26 protein-coding genes and 1 pseudogene are annotated in these 23,387 nt (G+C 65.8%); 11 read left to right on the top strand and 16 right to left on the bottom strand.

The window, feature by feature from the left end; genetic code table 11:
• Positions 1-39 precede the first annotated feature (39 nt).
• Positions 40-903, bottom strand: a complete 864-nt coding sequence (locus KQ693_RS02050) for a phosphate/phosphite/phosphonate ABC transporter substrate-binding protein (protein WP_475353408.1) — start codon at positions 901-903, stop codon at positions 40-42.
• Positions 904-955: 52 nt separating this feature from the next.
• Positions 956-2,719, bottom strand: coding sequence for a translational GTPase TypA (gene typA, locus KQ693_RS02045; RefSeq protein WP_219758839.1), 1,764 nt, complete (start codon positions 2,717-2,719; stop codon positions 956-958).
• Positions 2,720-2,771: 52 nt separating this feature from the next.
• Here typA and KQ693_RS02040 point away from each other — a divergent pair, with 52 nt between their 5' ends.
• Genes KQ693_RS02040 through folE form a run of 4 tightly spaced genes read left to right on the top strand, consistent with a single transcriptional unit; the run spans position 2,772 to position 5,329 of the window.
• Entirely contained in the window at positions 2,772-3,638 is an 867-nt protein-coding gene (locus KQ693_RS02040; RefSeq protein ID WP_267261773.1) for a DUF1028 domain-containing protein, read from the top strand.
• A complete protein-coding gene (locus KQ693_RS02035; RefSeq protein ID WP_219758837.1) occupies positions 3,629-4,009 on the top strand; it encodes an NUDIX hydrolase in 381 nt (126 codons plus the stop codon). The genes KQ693_RS02040 and KQ693_RS02035 overlap by 10 nt, the downstream gene beginning before the upstream one ends.
• Positions 3,990-4,682: a gamma carbonic anhydrase family protein gene (locus tag KQ693_RS02030; protein ID WP_267261772.1), complete on the top strand. Its 693-nt coding sequence runs from the start codon at positions 3,990-3,992 to the stop codon at positions 4,680-4,682. The genes KQ693_RS02035 and KQ693_RS02030 overlap by 20 nt, the downstream gene beginning before the upstream one ends.
• A 38-nt stretch (positions 4,683-4,720) precedes the next feature.
• Positions 4,721-5,329 (top strand): GTP cyclohydrolase I FolE, encoded by a 609-nt coding sequence (gene folE / locus KQ693_RS02025; protein ID WP_015718261.1) that lies wholly within the window; start codon positions 4,721-4,723, stop codon positions 5,327-5,329.
• 38 nt (positions 5,330-5,367) lie between these two features.
• Here folE and KQ693_RS02020 read toward each other — a convergent pair whose 3' ends face one another.
• Genes KQ693_RS02020 through KQ693_RS01995 form a run of 6 tightly spaced genes read right to left on the bottom strand, consistent with a single transcriptional unit; the run spans position 5,368 to position 12,335 of the window.
• Positions 5,368-5,799 carry a hypothetical protein gene (locus tag KQ693_RS02020; RefSeq protein WP_054391547.1) on the bottom strand — a complete coding sequence of 144 codons (432 nt, stop codon included), beginning with the start codon at positions 5,797-5,799 and terminating at the stop codon, positions 5,368-5,370.
• A gap of 15 nt (positions 5,800-5,814) precedes the next feature.
• Complete coding sequence (locus KQ693_RS02015) at positions 5,815-6,975, bottom strand: hypothetical protein (protein WP_267261771.1); 1,161 nt, start codon at positions 6,973-6,975, stop codon at positions 5,815-5,817.
• Positions 6,976-7,006: 31 nt separating this feature from the next.
• Complete coding sequence (locus tag KQ693_RS02010) at positions 7,007-10,120, bottom strand: hypothetical protein (RefSeq protein WP_267261770.1); 3,114 nt, start codon at positions 10,118-10,120, stop codon at positions 7,007-7,009.
• A gap of 1 nt (position 10,121) precedes the next feature.
• Positions 10,122-10,610 (bottom strand): hypothetical protein, encoded by a 489-nt coding sequence (locus tag KQ693_RS02005; protein ID WP_267261769.1) that lies wholly within the window; start codon positions 10,608-10,610, stop codon positions 10,122-10,124.
• A complete protein-coding gene (locus tag KQ693_RS02000; RefSeq protein WP_015718256.1) occupies positions 10,607-11,449 on the bottom strand; it encodes a fimbrial biogenesis chaperone in 843 nt (280 codons plus the stop codon). Before KQ693_RS02000 ends, KQ693_RS02005 begins: the two co-directional genes overlap by 4 nt.
• 52 nt (positions 11,450-11,501) lie before the next feature.
• Positions 11,502-12,335 (bottom strand): hypothetical protein, encoded by an 834-nt coding sequence (locus tag KQ693_RS01995; protein WP_267261768.1) that lies wholly within the window; start codon positions 12,333-12,335, stop codon positions 11,502-11,504.
• A 152-nt stretch (positions 12,336-12,487) separates the two neighbouring features.
• Between KQ693_RS01995 and KQ693_RS01990 the strand changes: the two genes are divergently transcribed.
• Positions 12,488-14,209, top strand: coding sequence for a hypothetical protein (locus tag KQ693_RS01990; protein ID WP_267261767.1), 1,722 nt, complete (start codon positions 12,488-12,490; stop codon positions 14,207-14,209).
• Here the strand turns inward: KQ693_RS01990 and KQ693_RS01985 are convergent.
• Genes KQ693_RS01985 through rlmB form a run of 5 tightly spaced genes read right to left on the bottom strand, consistent with a single transcriptional unit; the run spans position 14,120 to position 17,245 of the window.
• Positions 14,120-14,341 (bottom strand): DUF2905 family protein, encoded by a 222-nt coding sequence (locus KQ693_RS01985; RefSeq protein ID WP_267261766.1) that lies wholly within the window; start codon positions 14,339-14,341, stop codon positions 14,120-14,122. The genes KQ693_RS01990 and KQ693_RS01985 overlap by 90 nt on opposite strands.
• Positions 14,328-15,236, bottom strand: a complete 909-nt coding sequence (locus KQ693_RS01980) for a glucokinase (protein ID WP_054391557.1) — start codon at positions 15,234-15,236, stop codon at positions 14,328-14,330. The genes KQ693_RS01985 and KQ693_RS01980 overlap by 14 nt, the downstream gene beginning before the upstream one ends.
• On the bottom strand, positions 15,233-15,469 hold the full coding sequence (locus KQ693_RS01975) for a hypothetical protein (RefSeq protein ID WP_038028718.1): 237 nt from the start codon (positions 15,467-15,469) through the stop codon (positions 15,233-15,235). Before KQ693_RS01975 ends, KQ693_RS01980 begins: the two co-directional genes overlap by 4 nt.
• Positions 15,454-16,524: a M20 family metallopeptidase gene (locus KQ693_RS01970; protein WP_038028715.1), complete on the bottom strand. Its 1,071-nt coding sequence runs from the start codon at positions 16,522-16,524 to the stop codon at positions 15,454-15,456. The genes KQ693_RS01975 and KQ693_RS01970 overlap by 16 nt, the downstream gene beginning before the upstream one ends.
• Positions 16,525-16,528: 4 nt before the next feature.
• Entirely contained in the window at positions 16,529-17,245 is a 717-nt protein-coding gene (rlmB, locus tag KQ693_RS01965; RefSeq protein WP_267261765.1) for a 23S rRNA (guanosine(2251)-2'-O)-methyltransferase RlmB, read from the bottom strand.
• Positions 17,246-17,291: 46 nt separating this feature from the next.
• On the opposite strand from rlmB, the gene KQ693_RS01960 reads away from it, so the two are divergent.
• The 5 genes from KQ693_RS01960 to KQ693_RS01940 all read left to right on the top strand — a co-directional run bounded on the left by KQ693_RS01960 (position 17,292) and on the right by KQ693_RS01940 (position 19,902).
• A complete protein-coding gene (locus KQ693_RS01960) occupies positions 17,292-17,726 on the top strand; it encodes a universal stress protein (protein WP_105317534.1) in 435 nt (144 codons plus the stop codon).
• Positions 17,727-17,769: 43 nt separating this feature from the next.
• Complete coding sequence (locus KQ693_RS01955; RefSeq protein ID WP_267261764.1) at positions 17,770-18,285, top strand: LOG family protein; 516 nt, start codon at positions 17,770-17,772, stop codon at positions 18,283-18,285.
• A complete protein-coding gene (locus KQ693_RS01950) occupies positions 18,282-18,665 on the top strand; it encodes a VOC family protein (protein WP_267261763.1) in 384 nt (127 codons plus the stop codon). Before KQ693_RS01955 ends, KQ693_RS01950 begins: the two co-directional genes overlap by 4 nt.
• A 13-nt stretch (positions 18,666-18,678) precedes the next feature.
• The gene (locus KQ693_RS01945) at positions 18,679-19,428 is read left to right on the top strand and encodes an HAD family hydrolase (protein WP_267261762.1); all 750 of its coding nucleotides are present in this window, start codon (positions 18,679-18,681) and stop codon (positions 19,426-19,428) included.
• An 84-nt stretch (positions 19,429-19,512) separates the two neighbouring features.
• Positions 19,513-19,902, top strand: coding sequence for a hypothetical protein (locus KQ693_RS01940; protein WP_219760228.1), 390 nt, complete (start codon positions 19,513-19,515; stop codon positions 19,900-19,902).
• 4 nt (positions 19,903-19,906) lie between these two features.
• On the opposite strand, the pseudogene KQ693_RS01935 reads toward KQ693_RS01940, so the two are convergent.
• The 3 genes and pseudogenes from KQ693_RS01935 to amrS form a co-directional block, all read right to left on the bottom strand.
• Positions 19,907-19,996, bottom strand: a pseudogene (locus KQ693_RS01935) (Uma2 family endonuclease); the annotation flags it as partial.
• A 14-nt stretch (positions 19,997-20,010) separates the two neighbouring features.
• Positions 20,011-20,823: an AmmeMemoRadiSam system protein B gene (amrB, locus tag KQ693_RS01930; protein WP_267261761.1), complete on the bottom strand. Its 813-nt coding sequence runs from the start codon at positions 20,821-20,823 to the stop codon at positions 20,011-20,013.
• Positions 20,811-21,863, bottom strand: a complete 1,053-nt coding sequence (amrS, locus tag KQ693_RS01925; protein ID WP_267261760.1) for an AmmeMemoRadiSam system radical SAM enzyme — start codon at positions 21,861-21,863, stop codon at positions 20,811-20,813. The genes amrB and amrS overlap by 13 nt, the downstream gene beginning before the upstream one ends.
• Before the next feature lie 72 nt (positions 21,864-21,935).
• Here amrS and KQ693_RS01920 point away from each other — a divergent pair, with 72 nt between their 5' ends.
• Positions 21,936-23,372: an SWIM zinc finger family protein gene (locus KQ693_RS01920; protein WP_267261759.1), complete on the top strand. Its 1,437-nt coding sequence runs from the start codon at positions 21,936-21,938 to the stop codon at positions 23,370-23,372.
• The last annotated feature ends 15 nt before the right edge of the window (positions 23,373-23,387 follow it).

The raw sequence follows: 23,387 nt of genomic DNA, 5'->3' as shown, positions 1-23,387 counted from the left end.
GGCCCCCAGGGGGTCCTGGGGGCCCGGAGGGTCAAGGCCTCACTTGTCCTGGCCGGAGATGCGCCGGGCCTCACGCACCACGTCGTAATCGCTATCCTTGGCCGGGACCATGTAGTCGATGCGGTAGAGGTTTTGGAGCAGGGTGCATTTGGGCGCCTGGCAACGCTGGATAGCGGCGGCGATTCCCTTGGCCAGGTTGAGGTATTTGCTGAGGAAGTCCTTGGCTACGGAGAAGGTGTCGCCGGGGATGGGCTTGGAGTAGAAGATGGCGGTGATCTGCCGTGCCTCCTCGGGTTTTAGGAACTGGGTCCAGGCCCCGGACTTGTTCTTGTCGTCGTTGGCGAAGGTGGCGGCGGCGTCCACGGACTTGTTGAGGACCGCCAGCACGGCAGCGTCGTGCTTGCCGGCGAAGACCTGCTTGGCGAAGAAGGTGTCGGGGTTGATGCCCCGGCTCACCAGGGCCGCCCGGGGGAAGACGTAGCCGGCGGCGGAGAGGGGGTCTACCCAGGCGATGGTCTTGCCCTCGAGGTCCTCGATCTTCTTGATCCCCGAGTCCTTGCGCACGATGATGGCCGACCAGTAGTAGGGGCTGCCGTTCCGCACCGACTTGAGGAGGACCTCCGCCCCCGCTTCCCGGTGGGCCAGCACGTAGCCGTCGGGGGGGAAGAAGGCGAACTCCAGCTTCCCCGCCCTCATGGCCTCGATGAGGCCGCGGTACTCGGTGGGGACGAAGATCTCCACCTCCACCGTCCCCCTGAACTCCTTCTCGATGTAATCGGCGATGGCCTGGGCGGCCGCCTTGAGCTGGTCGGAGTTTTGGGTGGGGTTAAAGCCGATGCGCACCTTTACCGGGGCCTGGGCAAGACCCAGGCCAAGGCCCAGAAGGGCCAAAAGAAAAAGCATGAAGCGCTTCACGGGCCGATTCTACACCGCTTGGACCCGGGGGCAAGGGGGGCTACTTCCCCACCAGGCGTTTGCGCTGGGAAGGGTCCAGCACCTTCTTGCGCAGACGAAGGCTCTTGGGGGTTACCTCCAGAAGCTCATCCTCGGCCAGGAACTCCAGGGCCTCCTCCAGGGAGAGCCGCCTCGGGGGAACCAGGCGGATGTTCTCATCGGAGCTCGCCGCCCGGATGTTGGTGAGCTTCTTGGCGAGGGTGACGTTCACATCCAGGTCGTTTTCCCGCACGTGCTCCCCCACGATCATGCCCACGTAGACCTCGGTGCCCGGCTCGATGAAAAACTGGACCCGCTCCTGCAGGCGGTTCAGGCTGTAGGCGGTGGCCACCCCGGCCTCCATGGCCACGGCGCTTCCCGTGGTGCGGGTGGGGATGGGGCCGGCCTCGGGGCCGAAGCCGTGGAAGGTGTGGCTTAGAAGGCCCTCCCCTCCGGTGAGGGAAAGGAAAAGGCTACGGAAGCCGAAAAGGGCCCGGGCCGGGACCACGAACTCCGCCCGCACCCTTTCCCCCACCTCCATGTGCACCATCTCCGCCCGGCGGGCTCCCAAAGCCTCCATGACGCTTCCGAAACGGTCCTGGGGCACCTCCACCACCAGAAGCTCGTAGGGCTCGAGGCCATCCTTGGTGAGCACCCGGGGCTGGCCCACGCTGAACTCGTAGCCCTCCCGGCGCATGGTTTCCAGGAGGATGGCCAGATGGAGCTCCCCCCGGCCCCTAAGCTCAAAGACCTCGGGGCCCACCTCCTCCACCTGGAGGGCCACGTTGGTGCGAAGCTCCTTAAGGAGGCGCTCCTTCAGCTTCTGGCCCGTCACGTGCGCCCCCTCCCGTCCGGCGAAGGGGGAGGTGTTGGCGGTGAGGGTGAGGGCCACGGTGGGCTCGTCCACCTTAAGGCGGGGAAGGGCCTCAGGGGCTTCTCTGGCGGCCAGGGTGTCCCCGATTCCCACGCCCTCCACCCCTGCCAGGGCCACGATGTCCCCGGGGAGGCTTTCCTCCACCTCCACCCGCTCCAGGCCCTGGTGGGTGTAGACCGCCACCACCCTGGCGGAAAGGACCCCGTCCCCTTTCAAGATGGCCACGCTTTCCCCCTTGCGCACCCGGCCCCGGGCCACCTTGCCGATGGCGATCCGCCCCAGGTAGGGGGAGTGGTCCAGGTTGGCCACCAGAAGCTGGAAGGGCCCTTCCTGCCACCTGGGTGAGGGGATGTGCTCGAGGATGGTCTGGAAAAGATCCGAGAGATCTTCTTTGGGTACTTCCCGCCAGGCCCGGCCATCCCGGCCGATGGCGTAGAGGTAGGGGAAGTCCAGCTGCTCCTCCGTGGCCCCCAGCTCCACCATGAGGTCAAAGGTGAGGTTGAGCACCTCGTCGGGGCGGGCCTCCTTCTTGTCCACCTTGTTGAGGACCACGATGGGCTTGAGCCCGGCCTGGAGGGCTTTCCGCAGAACGAACCGGGTTTGGGGCATGGGGCCCTCGGCGGCATCCACCAGAAGGAGCACCCCGTCCACCAGGGAAAGGGCCCGCTCCACCTCCCCGCCGAAGTCCGCATGGCCGGGGGTGTCCACGATGTTGATCTTCACCCCATCCCAGACCACAGCGGTGTTCTTGGCCAGGATGGTGATCCCCCGCTCCTTCTCCAGGTCGCCCGAGTCCAGGATCCGCTCCCCTTCTTCCTTGGACAAGGCCTTGGCCTGGCGGAGCATGGCGTCCACCAGGGTAGTTTTCCCGTGATCCACGTGGGCAATGATGGCAATGTTTCTAATCTCCATGGGCGCACCCAATCCCCCCACTCTACCACGTGGGGGCGCGTAGGATAGGGGCATGGTGGTGGCTACCTTTTCCCTGGTGGCCCAGGACCCGGAAACCGGGGACCTGGGCGTGGCCGTGGCCAGCAAGTTCCTGGCGGTGGGCTCGGTGGTACCCTTTGCCCGGGCGGGGGTGGGGGCGATCGCCACCCAGTCCTACGCCAACCCCCGCTTTGGGCCGCAGGGGCTTGCCCTTTTGGAGCAAGGGGCAAGCCCAGAAGGGGTCCTGGAGGCCTTCCAGCGCACCGATCCCGGGTTGGAAAGGCGCCAGTTCGGCCTGGTGAGTGCCCGCGGCGAGGCCCTCACCTTTACCGGAGGGGAGTGCCATCCCTGGGCCGGGGGGAGGGCGGGGAAGGGATTGGCCGCCCAGGGCAACCTTCTGGCAGGTCCCCAGGTGGTGGAGGCCATGGTGGAAACCTTCCTGCAGGAGGAACGGGTTCCTTTTCCCGAAAGGCTTCTTCTGGCCTTAAAGGCGGGGGAGGAGGCGGGAGGGGATAAAAGGGGCAAGCAGTCCGCGGCGCTTCTGGTGGTGGGGGAGGGCAAGGGGTACGGAGGGCTTTGGGACCGGTACATCGACCTCCGGGCCGACGACCACCCGGAGCCGGTGGAGGAGCTTTTCCGCCTGCTTTCCCTCCACCGCCTCCTCTTTGAAAGGCCCAAGGAGCGCCGCCCCTTGGCCCCGGAGGAGGTGCGGTGGTTGCAGGGGGTGCTCCGGAGCCTTGGGCTTTACGCAGGGGAAGTGCATGGGGAGTTTGACGAGGCCACGGAGCGCGCTTTCCTTGCCCTGATCGGCATGGAGAACCTGGAGGAGCGCTACCAGGGAGGCCCGGAGGTGGACGAGGCCACCCTGAGCTACCTCAAGAGGAGGTATCCATGGAGCTAGGGGCGGGAGGTGTGGTCTTCAACGAGAAGGGGGAGGTGCTCCTCCTCCGCGACCGCATGGGCTTCTGGGTCTTTCCCAAGGGGCACCCGGAGCTGGGGGAAACCCTCGAGGCGGCCGCGGTGCGGGAGGTCCTGGAGGAAACCGGGGTAAAGGCGGAGGTTCTGGCTCCCCTTTTCCCCACCCGCTACGTGAACCCCAAGGGAGTGGAGCGGGAGGTGCACTGGTTCCTCATGCGGGGCACCGGGGAGCCCCGCCTGGAAAAGGGGATGACGGGCCTGGGGTGGTTCAGTCTGGAGGAGGCCCGCTTGCTCCTTTCCTTCCCCGAGGACCTGCGCCTTCTAGAGGTGGCCCTTGAGCGTTTACCGCTTTGAGGACAAGCTTCCCAAGGTGCACCCCAGCGCCTTCATCGCCCCCGGGGCCTACGTGGTGGGGGAGGTGGAGGTGGGGGAGGGAGCCTCCATCTGGTTTGCCGCCGTGGTGCGGGGGGATCTGGAGCGGGTGGTGATCGGCCCGGGAAGCAACGTCCAGGATGGCGCCGTTCTCCACGCGGACCCGGGTTTTCCCTGCCTTTTGGGTGCCGGGGTGACCGTGGGGCACCGGGCGGTGGTCCACGGGGCGGTGGTGGAGGAAGGAGCCCTGATCGGCATGGGGGCGGTGGTGCTGAACGGGGCCCGGGTGGGCAGGAATGCGGTGGTGGGGGCAGGGGCGGTGGTTCCCCCGGGGATGGAGATCCCCGAGGGTACCCTGGCCCTGGGGGTTCCAGCCCGGGTCAAGGGTCCCGCCGGGCCCCCGGGCAACGCTCCCCGGTACCGGGCCCTGGCGGAGCGGTACCGGAAGGGGCTTTTGGCCATGGACCTTCCCAGGCACTACCGCCTTACCCTGCGAGGACAGGATGCCCTAAACCCCTTTAGCGAGCTTCACCTCCACCTGAAGCGCACCCGGAAGGACGCCCTGGAAGCCTTGAGGCGGGCTTCCCAGGGGTTTCCCCTGGCCCTGGAAGAGGCCCTGCCCCTGGTGGAGGAGGGCTTCCTCGCTCCGGAGTGAGCCCAGGGCCACACAGGGGGAGGACCGGAGGTGGCAAGATGGAGCGCAAGATGGTGGAGCTCGAGGATACGGGTCTTACCTTTGAAACCCACGTGGACCTGGGACGCCTGAAGCGCCTGGCGGCGGAGTGGCTGGAGGTCATCGGGGAGGATCCCAGCCGGGAAGGCCTCCTGAAGACCCCCGAGCGGGTGGCCAAGGCCTGGGCCTTCCTCACCCGGGGCTACCGCCAGGACCTGAAGGCCATCGTCAACGGGGCCCTCTTCCCCGCCGAGGGGAGCGAGATGGTGGTGGTGAAGGGCATAGAGTTCTACTCCATGTGCGAGCACCACCTCCTGCCCTTCTTCGGCCAGGTGCACATCGGCTATATCCCGGGCGAGAAGATCCTGGGCCTTTCCAAGTTCGCCCGCATCGTGGACATGTTTGCGAGAAGGCTGCAGGTGCAGGAACGCCTGGCGGTGCAGATTGCCGAGGCCATCCAGGAGATCCTCGAGCCCCAGGGGGTGGGGGTGGTGGTGGAAGGGGTCCACCTCTGCATGATGATGCGGGGGGTGGAGAAGCAGCACTCCCGCACCACCACCAGCGCCATGCTGGGAGTCTTCCGGGAAAGCCAGAAGACCCGGGAGGAGTTCCTGAGCCACCTAAAGTGAACCCCCCTGCTCAGGCAGGGGGGCTTGGTCCGGTGCTTCTAGTCAGGGTTTTGCGGGGGTGCAGGCAGTTCGCATCCCGGCACCGCCATTTCAGGGGAGATGCCTTCCACCGCAATGGGGATTTCCGCATCCCCCACGCCTTCCACGTGGATCCTCAGAATGCCGCTTTCTGCTCCCATGGGCACGCGGAACATCAAGGTGGCGGGATTCTCAGCCTGGGTGATCTCGGGGTTTTCCGCGGGCAGGCCTGGATCCGGGGGAAACAGGGCGCGGTTGATGCCGGCATCCCATTCCTCCTGCGTGCCAAAGGTGTTGCCCTTAAGGGCCATCCAATCCCCGGCCCGCACGGTGCACCCGGAGACCACATCGGGCTGGACGCTTTGGATGCGCAGCTTCCCCGTGGTCTTGATGCCCTGAGGGGCCGAGCAGGCCGCAAGGGCGAGGAGCAAGAGCCAGCCGATCTTTTTCATGCTTCCTCCAGGGTTTTACTCTGAGCAATGACCGGGGCCGATGAGGCCGTTGTTGTAGCTGTCCAAGGTGGCGGCGTACCCCTTGGCCTGGTTGGCCAAGGTCTTGCTCAGGGAGTCGGTGGGCTTATAGGTGCCGAAGAAGCCTTCCGCCCAGGCCAGGGCCGCATCCACCTCAGGGGTGGTGGAGGCTCCGTTCAGGGTGTTCAGTTTGGCGGCGATGTACTGATGGGCCAGGATGTAGTAGGCATTCCCCCTGGGTGAGGTCCAGAGAACCTGGTGATAGCTCTGGCTAGAAATGAAGAAGGGAGTATCCTCGCCTATCTTTGCCCAGGTGTCGTCGTAGGGAGCGGGGCCATAGCGGGAATGGGTCTTCCAGTAGCCCTGGGTTAAGGTGCACCCACCCGCACAGGGTACGGAAACCTTTACCGTGGCCGAGGCGGAACCCTGGGTCTGGGTGGTGGAGGTGGTGAAGGTGGCGGTGTTGTCCACCTGGTACTCCCCGCATTTATCAAAGCTGACCCAGCGCTCAAAGAAGTAGGTCTGGGAGATCACGCCCTCGGGGGTGATGCCGCTGATGGCGCTGACCGGGGTGGCCGAGGGGTCGCTTACCTGCACGCTGCCGTCCACCACCTGGGTGGGCGTGGTGAAGGCGAAGCTGGCCTGGCCCGAGGCAGTGCCGCTTTCCCCGTTGCTGGTCCAGTTCACCGTGGCGGTGTTGGTCCGGCTTTGCCCGTTGGGCAGGGCTTGGCTGTAGGTGCAGCTAAGGGCTTGCCCTGCGGGCAGGGTGTAGGGGAAGCTTACACCACAGTTAAGGGTCACGGTCTCCCCTGAGGAGAGGGTATCGCTGGGAGCTTCCAGGAGGACATCCACGCCGCCTGTGTTCTTGATGGTGACCGTGCCCTCCACTTGGAAGTCCGAATCCGTGGGCGTGCCCACCAGGTATACCGCATACTTGACCAGGTAGGACTGCCCTGGGGCCAGGGTAAGGGTTCCGCTTGCCGGGTCCGTCACCTTCTTCTCAATGGTCCAGCGGTAAGTGCGCTTGAACTTGGGCACCGCCGTCTTTTCCACCGTCACCGAGGCGCCTACCGCCACCTGGGGCTTCACGCCTTGGGGAGCCTGGGAGCAGGCTCCAAGGAGCCCCACCGCTAAAAGAATCCCGTACCAATACCGCATACCCATCCTCTCCTTTCCTGAATCCTTTACCTCAATGATTTGCGCTCTCCGAGGGGATGGCCAGGTCCAGCTGTCCTAGCCTTTCCCCGTCGGCCAGCACCAAAAGGGTGTAGCGACCGGGGCTCAAGGGCACCTCCCCGGTCCAGGTGTAGCCGTCTTCGCTCTTTAGGGCGAAGCTTTGGCCTTTTTCCGTGAGGGCCACCTGGGTGGCCCGGAAGCGCAGGGCGATCTTCACCTTGGGTCCTTCCAGGGAACTGGGGCTATAAAGGGAGCCGGAAACCACCTGAAGGAAGAGGGGAGCCTCCGCTTCCCCCTGACCCCTGGCCTTGACGGAAAGGGTGTGGAACCCCGGGGGCAGGGTCAGGCGGATCCGGGCGGTGTAGTAGTTTCCTTCCTGGCGGCTCAGGGGCACCGGTCCCGAAGGTAGGTCCAGAAAGACCTCCTCTGCTTCTCCCTGGACCAAAGCCTTGACCTCCACCTCCGCTCCGGCGATGGGGGTGGTGGGATCGGCGGTGGCCACCAGGCTGAGGCGGCCTGCAGTATAGGTCACCTCCACCTCCCGCTTGGGGGGGAGGGCCACCACCTGGATGGCCTTGGGGAGTGCGCTGGGATCCACCTGGGCCTGGACCCCGCCTTCCTGCCGGTAGCCCTCGGGCAGGTAGCGGGGGTCGGCGTAGACCCGGTACTCCCCCCGGAAAAGCCCCCCGATGAGGGCGCGGCCGTTGGCATCCGCCCGGGTGCAGCGCTTCACCAGCCCTTCGGCGCAGACGCCGGCGAAGGCCAGACCCTGCTCGTTTCCGCCGTCCAGCACCTGAACGACCAGGGTGGTGGCGGGGGCGAAGGGGAGGTTCTTCTCCAGGCTGGCGTTTAAGGTGACCTGTACCCGTTCCTCCCCCAGAAGGGCCAGGGTGGCGGGAAGGTTGGGGAAGGCGAGGGCACCTTCGCCTGGGGCCACGAAGAGGCGGTAGCGGCCCTGGGCGTCCGTGGTCTCGCAGGTCTTTCCCAGGCAGATCCGGACGTCCGCCAAAGGCGCCTCTCCGGGATCCAGGCGTCCATTCAGGTTTTCGTCGCGGAAGGCCTGGCCCACCACCTCACCACCCTTGCGGCCGCCAAAGAGGTCCACCATCTCCTTCGGGGTGGTGAAGGTAAAGGTTTGGGTGTAGGCCAGGCTGAGGCCAAAGGCGTGGCGGGCTTCCCCGGACTGCAGGAGAAGGGTATAGGAGGCTCCCAAGGAGAGGCCGGCTTCCAGGAAGTTGCGCTGGGCTAGGGCAAGGCCCAGGCGCTGGCTGGTGGCCTCCTCCAGGCGGTACTCGTAGAAAAGGCGGCTTTGCAGGCTTCCGGGCCAAAGCTGGTTCCAGGCAGCCCCGTAGAGGGTGAGGTCCTTTTCCGTTCCCCGCTTGATCAGGTACTGCCCCTCGAGGCTCCCTCCCTCCAGGGCCATCCGGAGCAAAAGACTTCCTTCCCACAAGGGGTTCTCCTGGAGGAGGTAGCGCAGGTAGCCGGAGAGGCTGAGGTTGCGGGTACCCAGGGTGAGGCTGGCCTGGTAGCTCTGGTTCTCCGGGGCCTCCCCGGAAAGCCTGCGGTTCAAGCCGTAGCCCAGGCTGAGGCTTCCGGCGTACACCCCGGGTTCGCCAAAGGTGGTGCTAAGGCTTGGGGCCAGGCCGAAGCTCCGGTTTTCCCCCTGCTGGCGGTAGCTTCCCGCAAGGCTCAGGAAGGCTCCGGCCACGGGTTGGGCATACAGGGTGAGCTGGTTTTGCCAAAGGCCCTGGCTGGGGCCAAGCTGCCAGCTGGTGCTTCCACGAAGGCCCAAGGGGTAGAGGTTTCGGGTGCCTCCCGCCAGGCCCAGGGTGTGAAGGCCGGCCAGGGGTATGCCGCCGTAGCTTTGCACCAGCTCCAGGTCCTGGGTCTGCCAGGTGAGGCTTTGGCTCAAGCCCAGGGAAAGGCGGTAGCCCTCCCCGGTCTGGCCGCTGAGGTCGGTGCCGAGGCCCAGGTTGAAGCCCCCCTCCAGGGGAAGCCGGTAGCGCAGGCTAAGGTTGTCCTGGCGGCCCGTGGGGGCAGTCTGGGTGGAGAGGGCCCCCTGAAGGTCCAGGTTCTTGTCCAGGCTTACCGCGCCGGCCCTAAGGGCCAGGGCCTCCGGGCGGTAGGTGCCCTCGAGGCTAAGCCGCACGGGATCCAGGCGGAAGGTGGTGGCCAGGCCGAAGCTTCCCTGCCCCCCTTGGGCCCGGGCCTCCCAGCCCTCCCCCTTGAGGCTTAAGGCAAGGGTTTGGGGCAGGCGCAAGGGATTCTGCAAATCCCCCGTGAGGGGGCTTGGGGCGGCAGTGGCGGTCACGTAGTCCGAGAGGGCTCCGCTGAGGCTTGGGGCCAGAAGGTAGCCCACCTGCCCCTGGAGCTGGCCTCGTTCCAAGGTAGCCCCCAGGCTCAAGGCCACGCCTAGGCCCAGGGTGAGCTCAGGGTCCCGGCCCTTTTGGCCCCTTGCCAGCAAGGGGTCCTTGAAAAGCACGATGATCCCGGCTTCCTTGCGGGCCTCGGGCTGGGTCCTGGGGGTGACCCGAAGCTTCATGTAGAAGCGGTATCCAGCGGAGATCTCCCCCTGGGGGTTCACCAGCACCCGCACCACCCCAGTTTCCCCGGGAGCCAGGCTCAGGCCAGCCGGGTTTAAAAACACCTGGAACATGGCGGCCTCCGCCTGCAGAAGGAACTCCTCCTTTTGGTTGGAGCGGTTGCTGACGTAGACCGGAAACTCAAAGGGTCCTCCCAAGCTGGCCTCGAGGGTGGCGGGAGCGGATAGGGCCACCTGGATTAAGGGCAACACCTTTAACGCCACCTCGGTCCTGGCCACTTCCTTTTCCCCCTCGTAGGCCACCACCAAGGCCTTCCCCTGGGTGCCTGCAGCCAGAGGCGGCACCCTTAGGGTGAAGCTCAGGGTTTCCTCCTTTCCCTCCAGCACCGCCTGCCTTTCCTGGGAAAGAGCCTGCCAGCCCTCCGGGGGAAAGAGGCGGAAGCGCACCGACCCTGTTCCCTCCACCCTCAGGCTTAAGGTGAGGTAGTCCCCCGGGACCCCGGCGAGGCCAGGGGTGGGGAGGAAGTGCACCTGGGCCCAGGCTAGGCCCAAAAGAAGGGGGAAAAGAGCCAGGAAACGCCTCATCTCAAGGTTGCCTCAAGGCGGTGACCAGGGCCTGGACCACGTAGCTACCGGCGCGCTCGTTGCCGAGAAGCTCGAGGGCAAACTCCAGGTGGATTTCCAGCCAGTCCCCCGTGGGGCCCGCCTGGGTGTAGATGATCTGCGGGGTGCCGTCGGCCCTAAGCCAAAGCCCCCCGTTCACCCGGTAGAGGACCTGCCTGGCAGGCAGAAGCAAAGCCCCGTTTTGATCCTTGAGATCCGGAATCTGCAGGAGGAGGCTCCACACCCCGGGGGCGTTGGAGAAGACCTGGACGGGCAGGATGCCCCCTTCCAGGTTGCTGGCGGGGTAGGTGGCGGGGAAGGCCTTGGGGGGGTAGTCCTGAAGGTCAAAGGCAATCTGGGTGGTGGGGGTGCGGAGGGCGATGGTTTCGGGGATCAAGGTCTGGACGATCCAGGTGGCCTGGGCCAGGGCTGGGGTAACCAGCAAGAGGAAAGCGGTTAGCCAACTTCTCATGGGGTCTTTCCTTTCTCCCCCTCGTCCGCAGGGGGCGCAGGAGGGGCGCTCAAGGGGGTGCGCAGGGTAAAGGGAAGGTCTGCGGCCACGTCCTTGGTGGCGTCGCCGTAGTTGAGGATGGCCAAGGCAGTGTAGTTGCCCACGGGCAAGGGACCCACCAGGGTCACGGGCAGGATGCGCACCTGACCCGGCAGGACCACCACCTCCTCCACCTCCACCTCCGCCACCTTGCGCCCCGAGCCATCCCGCACCTCAAAGCGGCCGGAAAGCTTCTGGGCGGTGTTGCCGGTGTTCTGGTACTGGATGGCGAAGCGGTAGGGATCCTGGGAGGCCTTGGGGGGACTGGGCACGATCCCGGTGATGCGCCCGGCGGTGCTCAGGGGGGCGATGTTCACGTAAAAGACATGGGCCATGCGCACCCGGAAGGTGGCCAGGGGCACCCCGGGAGGTGGGTTGGGATCCTCGGATTCCAGGAAGAGGATGCCCCAGTGGGTGCCGGGAGTGGCCTCCTTGGGCACGGTGAGGGTGTAGGTGAGGGGCCGGCTCTGCTTGGGCTCAAGCAGGAACTCCGCCGGGGAGAAGGTGGCCCATGGGCTTGCGCTTTCCCTTAGCGAGCCCGTGGGGAGAAACTGGATCTTTCCCATGGGATCGTAGGTCCAGTCCCCCAGGCTGGCCCGTACCCGTACCGGGCGGGTGCCCACGTTGTAGACCGTGAGGGTTTGCGTGAGGACCTCCCCTGGCTTGGCTTCCTTGAGGAGTACAGGGGGTTCCACACCCAGGGTGCTTTGGGCCAGGGCGCTGAGGGCCAGGGTGAAGAGGAAGGGAAAGATTCGTTTCATGGTTCACCGAAAGGGCGAAGGCCTGGCCCTAGGGCCAGGCCTTCAAGGTCGCTTACCAAGCAGTCGTGGCCAGGGTGTAGGTGAGGTTCGCGGTGCTCTTGCCCCAGAGGTCGCTGTTGACCTTGACGGCCACCACCACCAGGTCATCCAGCCAGCTCTTGTAGCCGCACCGCTCGGGGTTGTTGCCGGAGCGGGTTCCCGTGGGGCCGGCCTGCAGATTGCGGGGTACCAGTTCCAGGGTGGCTCCGTTGGGGAGTTCGTAAAGCCCCGTGGCCGCGCCGAAGGTGTCGCAGGGGTTATCCTGGATGTAAAGGTGCTGGATGCCCTGGGTTCCTTCGGGGTCGTTGCGGTTCACGGTCAGGTGCCACTGCTTCCCGTTGGAGAACTTCTGCAGAACGAAGGTGCGGTAGCAGACGAAGTAGTTCTTGCTCCCCGGCACCAGTTCCCCGTCCTTATCCAGCTTAATGGGAGGATAGGCAGTCACCGCCCCGCCACCATTGATGACGATATTGGGCCAGGTGGCGGGTTTGTAGCTGGTGCCCAGGGGCAGGGTCTGCACCTGGTTGTAGAAGTTGTCCCCCAGCTTGGTTTGCACATCCTTGTCCGCAAGCCCGTAGACGCACACCATCTGCCCGCCGAAGTCCGGGTTGGAGTTGGGCCACTTCGCTCCGTCCAGCCCCGTGAGGTCAAAGGTCAGGGTGGTCACGTCCAGGTGCAAAGCCGTGGCCTTGGGGAGGATGAGTTCGATGGTCTGGTTCACGGCGGCCGAATCGGCGCCCTTGGCGTAGGCGTCGGGGCCGTTACCCTTGGTGGGGGCCACGGTGGGAGCCTGGGCCAGGGCCAGGGGTGCCAAAACCAATACTGCTGCCAGAATGCCTTTGCGCATATTTCCCTCCGAATCTGCCCCTCGAGGTGGTGGCCTCTCAGGACGCCCTCACCCTAAGGGAAGGAGCGTTACGGAAGCGTTACAGGAAGGAAGTCCGTGGCCCAAGGAGCCTACGGAAAAGTGGTAGGATGGAGGGCAAGGAAGGTAACGCTTTGAAACGCTCCCTTAACGATCCGGTTTATGTCCTGCCCCTTTTCGGCCGGGCGAGGGTGCTTTGCCAGGGCAAGGAGGTACGCCCTTCCCGGAAGGGGCTTGCCCTCCTTTATTACCTGGCCCTCGAGGGACCCACCTCGAGGGCCCGCCTGGCTGACCTGCTCTACGGTCACGGCTCGGCCCTGCAGAACCTGCGGGTGGAGCTCCACCGCCTGGGCCAGGCCTTTGAGCGGGAGGTGTTTCCCAAGGGGCAGGATCCCCTGAGCTTACCTTCCTGGCTGAAGCTGGAAGCCTCGGGGCACGGGGAAGCCCTGGAGGGCTTGGAGGAAGTGGGCAGCTTGTGGGAGTGGGTGCAGGAGGTGCGCGCCCGCCATGAGCCTGCTCCTGGCCTTCCCTGGCGCCAGGAGCTTTTGCGGGAGCTTGCTGCCTTGCGTCCTCCCTTTCTCTTGGTTTTAAGGGGGCGGATTGGAGCGGGCCAGCGGGGGCTGGCCCAGGAGCTGGCCCGGGTCCTGGGCTTGGCCTTTCACCAGAGCCTGCGTCCGGAGGGTCTGGTTTACCTGGAATTCCCTTATCCCCAGGTACCCGTGCGGGAAATCCTGCGCTCCAAGGCTTTTTTGGTCCTGAGCCTGGACCCCGGGGAGGAACCCCGCCTTTTCCTAGAGCTAAGGGCCCACTATCCCCCAGAGCGCATGCGGGTGCTGGAGCTGGCTCCCTTAAGTTGGTTGGAGGCTCGGGATGGGCTTTTGGCTGGCTACACCTTCCAGCAGGCGGCAGGGGCCTACTTCTTGGCGGGAGGGCAGCCGGAGTGGATACCCGAGTGGCTGGCGTGCACCACTTCCCCCCAGCGCCCCCTGGCCCAGCTTCGCCTTAAGGCCCGCTGGCTCAGCGAGCCGGCCCGGGTGGCCTTGGAGCGGCTTTCGGTGGTTTCCGGCCTCATCCCCGAGCAGGTCTTGGATGCCCTCGGAGCCTTGCCTTACCTGGAGGAGCTGGAGCGCAAGGGATGGCTGGTTTACCAGGGAGGGTATCGCTTCGCCAGGGAGGCGGAGCGCCGCCTCTTCTATTCCACCCTGTCCCCGGGCCGGAGGCACGAGCTCCACGAGCGGGCGGCTACCGCCTTGGCCTTGGCGGGGCGCGGCCAGGTGGAGGCTTGGCACCGAAAAGTCTTAGGGGAAAGCTACGAAAGTCTTCTTGACCCTCATCTACGGGAGGTCCTTCTCAGCGGGGGAAGGGTGTGGGCCAAAAGAGGGCTGGGACGGGAACTGGCCTTGCTCACGCAAGGGGGCGAAGGCGTCTTCCCCCTGGGGCAGGGGTTTGGCCTGGCTTTTCTGGAACCGGAGGAAAAGGCGCACCTGGACTTTTCCTCCCTGGAGGAGGAGGCAGTGTTGGAGCTTCTGGGGGAGGCCTATGCTCCTGAGGATTCCTGGGGGCTTCTTTTAAGCGTGCGGGGGGCCTGGGGGGAAGGGCACCTGCGCCTGGAGGAATCCTTTGCCCATCGGCTTCTCCTTCCCCCTGGTCCTTTTCACCTCCGCTTTTCCGGTGTGGGGGTGGCCGAGTGTACCCTGCGGGCCTACCGCCCGCGGTCGGACGAGGGCACCTTCCCTTCAGGCAAGGCTCCGGTGGACGTGTGGGTCTTAGCGGCGAAGAAAGCCCAGGAGGTTCCAGAGCAGGGTAAGGAGAAGGGAAAGAACCAGGGCCGAGGTGAGGGGAATGTACACCCGTAGACCTTCCCGCTCTATGCGGATGTCCCCCGGCAGGTGGCCGAACCAGGAAAAGAGCTTGGGGAAATAGAGGAGCACCAGGCCAAGAAGGACCAGCAAAACTCCCAGGAAAAGTAGAGCCTTACCCACCTCCATCCCGAACCTCCAGATAGGCGGTGAGGGCGGCACCCAAGAGCCCAGCCTCCCCTCCCAGAAGAGCCCGGCGCAAGGGGGGAGCCTCCCAGCCCGCCAGGTAGTGCCGGTAGGCTTCCTCCAAGGCTTCCCAGTAGGCCTGGGGGGCGTTTAGGGCAAGCCCCCCGCCCACCACCACCACCCCGGGGTCGAAGGCCTTGACCAGGCTGGCCAGGCCCATGCCCACATAGCGGGCTGCCTGGAGGAGGATGCGCCGGGCCTTGGGCTCGCCTTCCTGGAAGAGCTGGAAGAGCTCCTTGGTATCCACCTTGCGGTGGTAGGCGTAGGAGGCTTCCCGCTCCAGGGCCCTGCCCGCCGCCAGGGCCTCGAGGCACCCCTCCAGCCCGCAGCCGCACACCGGCCCCCCGGGAAGCAGGGTGATGTGGCCGAGCTCCCCTCCCTGCCCTCTTTCCCCCCTCAAGACCCGCCCCCCCAGGACCACCCCACCCCCGATCCCCGTGGATACCGTGAGGAAGAGGGAGCTACCCTCTCCCCTTGCCGCCCCCAGGTGGTGCTCGGCCAAGGCGGCGGCGTTGGCGTCGTTTTCCAGATGGACGGGCCTTTTGGTGGCCTCCTCCAGAAGGCGGCGGATGGGGAAGTTCACGAGGCCCCGGATGTTGGGGGTGAAGCGGATCACCCCCTCCTTGAAGTCCAGGGGCCCCGGGGTGCCCAGGCCGATGGCCACACCCTCCACCCCAGCCTCCGCCTCCGCTTTCCTGGTGGCCTCGGCCAGGGCCTGCACCACCGCCATCCCACCTTCCTCGGGGGTGGGGAGGACCACCTTGGAAAGAAGCCTCGTTCCGTCAAAGACCCCGGCGGCGATCTTGGTGCCCCCTAGGTCCAGGCCCACCACGGTCATGGGATCTCCTCCTCCAGGGCTGCTTCCGCTTCCCCCAGAAGGGCCTCGGGCACAAAGAGGTTCACGTCTCCCATGTAGGTGCCCAGGGCCGCCTCGGGCAGACCGGAAAAAGGGGTTTCCAGGATTACGGGGATGCCCCTGGCCTCGAGCCTCGCCTTCACTCCCTCGGCCACGGGCCGGGGGGCGGTGAGGAGCTTCCGGTAGGGGGTGCCGGCGATCAAGCGGCGTTCCATAAAGCCTCCACCAGGCGCACGTAGTCCTGGGCGGCCCTTTCCACCTCGGCCAAGGGAATATGCTCCCTGGGGGTGTGGGCTAAGGAGGGATCCCCCGGGCCGTAGCCCAAGACGGGAGCCTTGGTGCCCAGATAGGGGGCGTCGGTGGTGAAGGGCCAAAGGCCCGCCCCTTCCTGGCCCAGGGCCTTAAGGGCCGCAAGGAGCACGGGGTGGTCCTCCGGCAGGCGGTAGGGAGGCCAGAGGGCGGGGATGACGAGGCGCACCTCCCCCGAGGCCCGCTCCTCCTCGGGAATGTAGACCGAGGCATCCCCCAGGGCCTTGAGCCTTTCCAAAAGAGCTTCCAGGTTGGCCTCGGGCTCGTAGCGCACATCCAGGTACAGGCGCACCACTCCGGGGGTCTGGTTCCGGGCCCCGGGGTAGGTGTCCACCCGGGTGGGGGTGAGCTTGAGGCCGGGGGGAAGGGGAAGCTCCTTTAGGGTCAGGAGGTACTCTCCGAGGCCGAAGAGGGGGTTTTCCGGGCCCGAGAGGGCGGCGTGGGCTTCCTCCCCTTCAAAGTCAACCCAGACCTCCGCCCGGCCCCGGTGGCCCCGCATGAGCCTTCTTCCTGAGGGCTCCCCCAGGATGAAGGCCAGAGGGGAAAGCCTTTTTGCGGCATGGCGGCTTCCCAGGCCCCCCACTTCCTCCTGCACCGTGGCGAGGAAGCGCGCCCGTCCCTTGAGGGCTCTTTGGGCAAGGGCCTCGAGGGCCAGGAGCATGGCCACCAAAGGCCCTTTCATGTCCACCGCCCCCCGGCCCCAGACGGCCTCCTGGGCCACGGTGCCCTGGGGGTAGGGCCAGTGCAGGGGATCCCCCACGGGCACCACGTCCAGGTGCCCGGTTAGCACCACCTCGGGTTCCTTCTCCCCCAGAAGGGCCTCCACGTTTCCCGCCTCGTCCAGGGTGGCCGACAGGCCCATGCCCTTAAGGGCCTCCAGGAGGAGGGCCGCCGCCTCCCCTTCCTGCCCGGGGAGGCTTTCCGCCTGGAGGAGGCGGGAAAGAAGCCGGATCCAGTCCACGACCCTATCCTACACCCCGGCCCAGGGCTGCCATGTAGAGGGCTATCCCCAAGGCCACGGAGGCGTTCAGGGACTCGGCCTCCTCCCGGATGGGGATGCGGAAAAGCTCGTCGCAGCTTTCCCTTACCAACCGGCGCATACCCTCCCCTTCCGAGCCCACCACCAGGGCCAGGGGCCTTTGGAAGTCCAGCTCCTTGGGGGTTTTTCCCCCCCTTACGTCCAGCCCGTACACCCAAAGCCCCTTTTGCTTGACCTCCTCGAGGGCCCGGGGAAGGTTTTTCACCTTCACCACGGGAAGCTTTAAGGCGGCCCCGGCGCTGGCCTTCAGGGCCAGGGGCGAAAGGGGGGCGCTTCGGCGCTCCTCGGACACCACCCCATGGGCTCCCAGGGCCAGGGCGCTTCGGATCATGGCCCCGTAGTTCCTGGGGTCGGTGATGCCGTCCAGGAAGACCAGCAGGGGAAGCTCCTTGCGGGCTTCCGCCAGGAAGAAGGCTTCCTCCAGGGGGGCGTAGCGGGGTTCCTCCACCTCCGCAGCCAGGCCCTGGTGGTGGGTGGTTCTCAGGAGGGTGTCCAGCTCAATCCGGGGCACCAGGGTGTACTCCGCCCCGAGCCTCTCCAGCTCCCTTAAAAGCCAGGCCTCCACCCCCCGGGCCACCAAAACCCGCCGCACCCGGCCCTCCTTCAGGGCCTCGAGGACCGGGTTCCTTCCGTAGATCCACATGGCCTGAGTTTACGACGGGGTATCATGAAGGCGAAGGAGGCGAGCCATGTACAAAACCATCCTGATGCCCACGGACGGAAGCCCCTGTAGCCTGCAGGCCCTGGAGCACGGCCTTTCCCTGGCCAAGACCTTGGGGGCCAAGGTTCACTTCCTCTACGTGCTGGAGAACCCCGCCCAGGCCATCTGGATCGCTCCCGAGAGCGTCCCTTATGGCCTTGAGCTCCTGGAGGACCTGAAGAAGGCGGGAGAGGAAGCCATTGCCAAGGCCTTGAGCCTGGCCCAGGAAAAGGGGGTGGAGGCCACGGGGGAGGTGAAGGAGGGAGTGCCGATACCCACCATCGTGGAGGCGGCCAAGGGATTCGACCTCCTGGTCATGGGCACCCACGGGCGCACCGGGCTGGACAAGCTCCTTTTGGGCTCGGTGACCGAGGGGGTTTTGCACCGGGTGGGGATACCCGTTTTGGTGGTGCGGTGCCGTTAAACTCCATCTTCCTGCCCGGTTGGGGGAAGCCCTGGCTGTAGCGATGCGGCTTATTAGCGCCTTCGTTTCCTCGAGGGTGGCCCCCAGCGACCCCCGGTACTCCCGCCTGGTCCGCTACGGGGAGGTGATGGCCGAGGAAGGCTTTGGCCTGGCCTGTGGGGGCTACCAGGGAGGGATGGAGGCCTTAGCCCGGGGGGTGAAGGCCAGGGGGGGGATGGTGGTGGGGGTTACCGCCCCGGTCCTTTTCCCCGAACGCAGAGGCCCAAGCCCCTATGTGGACCTGGAGCTTCCCGCCTCTTCCTTGCCCGAGCGCATCGGGAGGCTTTTGGACCTGGGGGCGGGGTACTTGGCCCTGCCGGGTGGGGTGGGCACCTTGGCCGAGCTCACCCTGGCCTGGAACCTCCTCTACCTGCGGCGGGGCTTGGGGCGGCCCTTGGCGGTGGATCCTTACTGGCTTTCCCTCCTCAAGACCCACGGGGAGATCGCTCCGGAGGACCTGGACCTTTTGCATGTGGTGGCGGACGAAGAAGACTTGCGGGCGTTTTTGCGGAGCCTATGAGCGAAACCCTTGTGGTGTACGTGCCGGATCTGGGCCAGGGCGTGAGCTTCTACCAGGCTTTGGGGCTGGCCCTGGAGGAGCTGATCCCGGAACGGGAGGCCCTTCTGGCTCCCCTCGAGGGGCCCCTCCTCCTCCTGCGCCCTGGAAGCGGGGGGGTGGAGCAGGGGCCCAACCGCCCCCGGCCCGAGGGGCGTGGCTTTGCCCGGCTGGGGGTGGAGGAAGGCCGCCTGGTGTTCTTCGTGGAGAACCTGGAGCACGCAAAGCTTCGCCTTGCCAAGTACGGCCTTCCCTTCCGCGAAACGGGGGAGCACCTCCTCCTCTTTGACCCGGGGGAGAACCCGGTCTTGGTGCGGGGGCTTCCCCCCGAAAAGCATCCCTGACCCGAGGAGATACATGAAGCTTTGGCTTTTGGACCTGGACGATACCCTTCTTGTGGACCACCGGGTGAGCGAGGAGGTCTTAGGCCGCTTGGGGCAGGAAGCAGGGGTGGAGGGGCTACCCCAGGCGGTGCGAAGAAAAGCAGAGGAGTTCTTCCGGCAGGCTCCCTTCTACCCCTGGGCCGAGCGCATCGGCCACTCGGCCCTGGAGGCCCTTTGGGCCCGCTACTCCACCCCGGGGCTGGAAACCTTGGCAGAGTGGGCCTGGCCTTTTCGGGAAAGGGTTTTCCAGGAGGCCCTTAGGGCGCTTGGCGGTCCTGTGGAGCGGGCCCGGGAGCTGGCGGAAGCCTTTTTCCAGGAGAGGCGCCGCTACCCCCTTTTCCCCGAGGTGTCGGAGTTTCTGGAGGCCCTTGGAGCCAGGGGGGCCATCCCGGTCCTCCTCACCAACGGCGTGCCCGACCTGCAGCGGGAGAAGCTCGTCGGGGCAGGCCTCGGGGAGGCTTTTTCCCTCACCTTGGTTTCCGGGGAAGTGGGGCTTGGCAAACCCGACCCCAGGCTCTTCCGCATGGCCCTTTGCGCTTTTGGCGTGGGCCCGGAGGAGGCGGTGATGGTGGGGGATAACCCCGAGCGGGACATCAAGGGAGCCCTTTCGGCGGGGATAAAGGCCGTGTGGGTGGACCGGGGCCACCGCTCCAAGGACCCCCGGTATCCCGCCCACCTGGAGGTCCAGGACCTCCGGGAAGCTTTGGCCCTCCTGGAGGCTTGACCCTCCTTGGCCGCAAAGGAAAATTTTGATACCCTTTGTGATTTCCTTCCGTGGGCCAAGGGCTGGCTGGGATAGCCTTGGACCATGTTCGAGGCGGTCCTTTTCCTGCACAACCTGGTGCGCTGGGCGGTCTTGGCCTTTGGCTTCCTGGCCCTCTGGCGCCCTGGGGCTAAAGAAGGAGCCTTTTTCGCCCATACCCTCACCCTGCAGGTGGTGTTAGGGATCCTGCTGGCCTTCGTGAGCCCTCTCTTCCAAGGGGCCTTGGCCAGCCTCGAGGCCACCCTGCAAACGCCAAGCGAGGCCCGCTACTTCGTGGCCGAGCACTGGGTGGGGGGGCTTGTGGCCTTGGGCCTGGCCCACGCTGGACTTTCGCAGGCTCGAAAGGGAAAGCCCCGGGCCCGGCTCCTCTTCGCCCTGGCCCTGGCGCTGGTGCTCCTTTCCATCCCCTGGTTTCGGCCCCTTCTTAGGCTTTAGCCCGAAGCTCCACCCGGTCGTCCTCTCCCAGGAGGCCCGCCTGGGCCATCCTGTGGAACTCCTCCACGGTAAACCGCTTGCGCGCCGGGGTCATGCGGGGTCATGGTTTCATCTTAAGGCGGGTGGACCTTGCCCTAAATAGGCCACCGCGGCGTACCCCACCACGCGGCTTGTGTCCCCGGAGGCCTCGGCGCTGGTGGCGTAGGCCAGAAGCGTGGGCTTCCAACCCAAGCTTCCGGCTAGGGCGGTAAGGGTGGCCCAGGGAAGGTGGCCGCAGGCTTCCCCTTGGGCCACTCCCTCCACATCCAGGGCCAGGGCCTTTTCCAGGGTCTTTTGATCCCGCTTTCTGGCCACGGGGTCGGGATGGTAGTGGGAGAGGTCGCTGGAGGCCACCACCAGGTCCCCTTCCCCAAGCTCCGACAACAGGGCCTCGGCCACCTCTTTAGGATCCACCTCCCCGAAGAGGAGGGGCAGGATGGGCGTGTCCGGCAAGGCTACCTGGAGAAAGGGGAGGAGGACCTCGAGGCTATGCTCCTCCCGGAAGGGTTCCTCGTAGGTCAGAAAGGAAGATCCCTTGGCCACAAGGCGGCCTCCCCCTTCCAGGTCCACCGCCACCTCCCCCAAGGGAGTGGCCCAGGCCCGGTAAGGGTAAAAGGCTGCTCCCAAGAAGGGTACGAAGTGGCTGGGCCCCAGGAGGAGGATTCTCCTCGCCCTTCCCCGCCAGGCGGAAAGCGCCTTAAAGCCCTCCGCCGCCACCTTCCCCGAGTAAAAGTAGCCGGCATGGGGGGAAAGAAGCCCCCTGACCCTTGGGTCAGGGGAGGCTTGGGCTTTCTGCAGAAGGCCTTCCACCTCCTGCCTTAAGCGCTCTGCCTCGAGGGGATAGAAGTAGCCCGCCACTGCCGGCAGCCTCACCAGGTCCATACCCCGGGAATCCTCCTCCCGCACCCCGGGCAGACCCCGGGGACCTCCCAAAGGGGCTCCACCCGGAAGCCCCGGCGCCGGATGAGGAGCCTCCCGCAATCCGGGCAGTGGGTGGAGCTTCTTTCCTCGTCGAGGACGTTGCCCACGTACACGAACTCAAGCCCTTCCTCCTTGGCGATCTCGTAGGCCCGCACCAGGGTGCTGTGCCGGGTGGGTCTCAGGTCCAGCATGCGGTAGTCGGGATGGGCGGCGGTGAGGTGCCAGGGAACCTCGGGGGAAAGCCCCTTGAGGAAGCGGGCCATGGCCCGGACCTCCTCCGGGGAGTCGTTGTAGCCCTCCAGGAGGAGGGTGGTCACCTCCACCCAGACTCCTTGGGCCAAAAGGTGCTCGAGGCTTTCCAGGACCGGCTTGAGCCGGGCCCCGCAGATCTTCCGGTAGAACTCCTCGGTGAAGCCCTTCAGGTCCACGTTGGCGGCATCCAGAAAGGGCCGGATATACTCCCAGGCCTCCTTGGTTTCAAAGCCGCTGGTGACGAAGACGTTTTTCATGCCCCGTTCCTTGGCGAGCTTGGCCGTGTCGTGGGCGTATTCAATCCAGACGGCGGGCTCGTTGTAGGTGTAGGCGAGAAGCCTCACCCCCAGGGCCTCGGCCTTCTCCACGATGGCCTCGGGGGGCCAGTCCTCCCCGATAGGCCGGTCCAGGTAGCCTTCCGGCGTGACCTTGAACTCCCGGAACTGGGAGATCTGCCAGTTCTGGCAGAAGGCGCAGAAGAGGTTGCACCCCACGGTTCCCAGGGAAAGGATTCCTTCTCCGGGGTGGAAGTGGTAGAGGGGCTTTTTCTCCACTGGGTCCAGGTGAACCGCGGCGGCTTTTCCATAGGTCACCAAATAAAGCCTGCCTGCAAAGTTGCGCCTAACCCCGCATTTGCCTGCCTCTCCTTCCGCGATGGCGCAGTAGTGGGCGCAGGCCCGGCACTGCACGTAGCCCTTGGGCAGGGGGCGCTTCAGATCCGCTTCCCTAAGGGTAACCGTCAGGGTCATTTCATAAGCTTCTCATCTCATGATACCACGCCCGGGGGGTTTCCGTCCGATGGCGAGCCTTAAACTGATCCTGTGCCGCCTTTTCCCCCCAGGGAGGAAAGGGACTTCGCCTCCCTTGTTCCCCAGGAGGTGCTGCGCCGGGGGCTGGCCTACTACCAGGAGGGCCGGGTGCTCAGGGTCTTCCGGGTGGGGGAGAAGGTTTTGGGCTTGGTGCAGGGCTCGGCAGAGGCGCCCTACCGGGTGGAGGTGGGCCCGGGGCTTTGGGGCCGTTGCACCTGCCCTTATCCAGAGTTCCCTTGCAAACATGCGGTGGCCCTCCTCTACGCCTATGTGGAGGAAAAGGCTCCGGACCTGGCGTCCCTGATCGAGGCCCTGACCCCTGAGGAGGCCAGGGGCCTCCTGAAAAAACTCGCCCTCCTTCCCGAGGTGGGCCTTTACCTGGCGGAAGCCCTGGCCCCGGAAAAGGCCTTTCTGGAAGGGGTGAAGGACCTGCGCCGGGCCTTCCGGCTGGGGGGAGGGCAGGAGGAGGCCCGGACCCTGTCCTTGCGCTTGGACCGGGTGGGGAGGAAAGAGGTGGAGGCCTACCTGGAGGCGCTTCTGGAAGCTCCCTTTGACTCGGAGCCCTACTTGCGGGTAGCCCTGGAGCGCTACCTGGCCCTCACCCCTAGGCTTTCCTTCCTCCTGAACCTTTACCTGAGGCACCCTTCCGAGGCCTTGCGGGAGGCTTTCCTGCAGGTGGCGGGGGAAAGGGGGGAGGAGGCCCTTCACCTTTTAAGGGGTGGGAATGGCTTGGAGCTTAAGCGGGCGCTCAGGGCCGAGCTTCTCTTCCGCCTGGGGCGGGTGGAGGAGGGGCTTTCCGCTTTGCGGGAGGGGCTGGAGGGGATTGGGGACTACCTCCTCCTGGTGGAGCGCCTTATGGCCTTGGGCCGGGTGGAGGAGGCCTTAAGGTATGCGGAGGAAGCCCGGGACTGGTTTGGAAAAGACCCCAGGCTCCTTCCCCTTCTGGACCTGTTGGTGGCCCATCGGGGAAGCCCGGAGGATCACCGGGCCCGCTTTGGGATGAGGCCGAACCTCGAGGACTACCTGGCCCTAAAGTCCAAGCTGGGCCGGGAGTTTTACCGGGAGCGCAAGGCTCTTCTCAGGCAGGTGCGGGACCCTGCTCTTCTCGCCCGCATCTACCTCTTGGAGGAGGATTGGAAGGCCTTGGACCGCCTGTTGAGGAACGCCCCGCCGGAGGCCTATCCCGCCTTGGCAGAGGCCCTGGAGGAGAAACTTCCCGAGGAGGCCAAGAGGCTTTACCTGGAGGCGGCAAGGCGCGAGGTGGAAAAGGGAACCCGCAAGGCTTACCGGGAGGCAGCCAGGCTCCTTGGGCGCCTTTCCCGTTTGGACCCCAAGGCAGCCCGTGAGGCGGCCTTGGCCTTGCTGCAGGCTTATCCCCGTCGACGCGCCCTAAAGGAGGAGCTCGGCTTTTGGCTCTCGGAAAAGCCCCATGGGCCTATGACAGAATAGCCCTGTGGAGCGCTT

The organism is Thermus brevis (assembly GCF_026427635.1).
GTDB lineage: Bacteria > Deinococcota > Deinococci > Deinococcales > Thermaceae > Thermus > Thermus antranikianii.
This window is presented reverse-complemented; position numbering and strand designations above follow the sequence as displayed.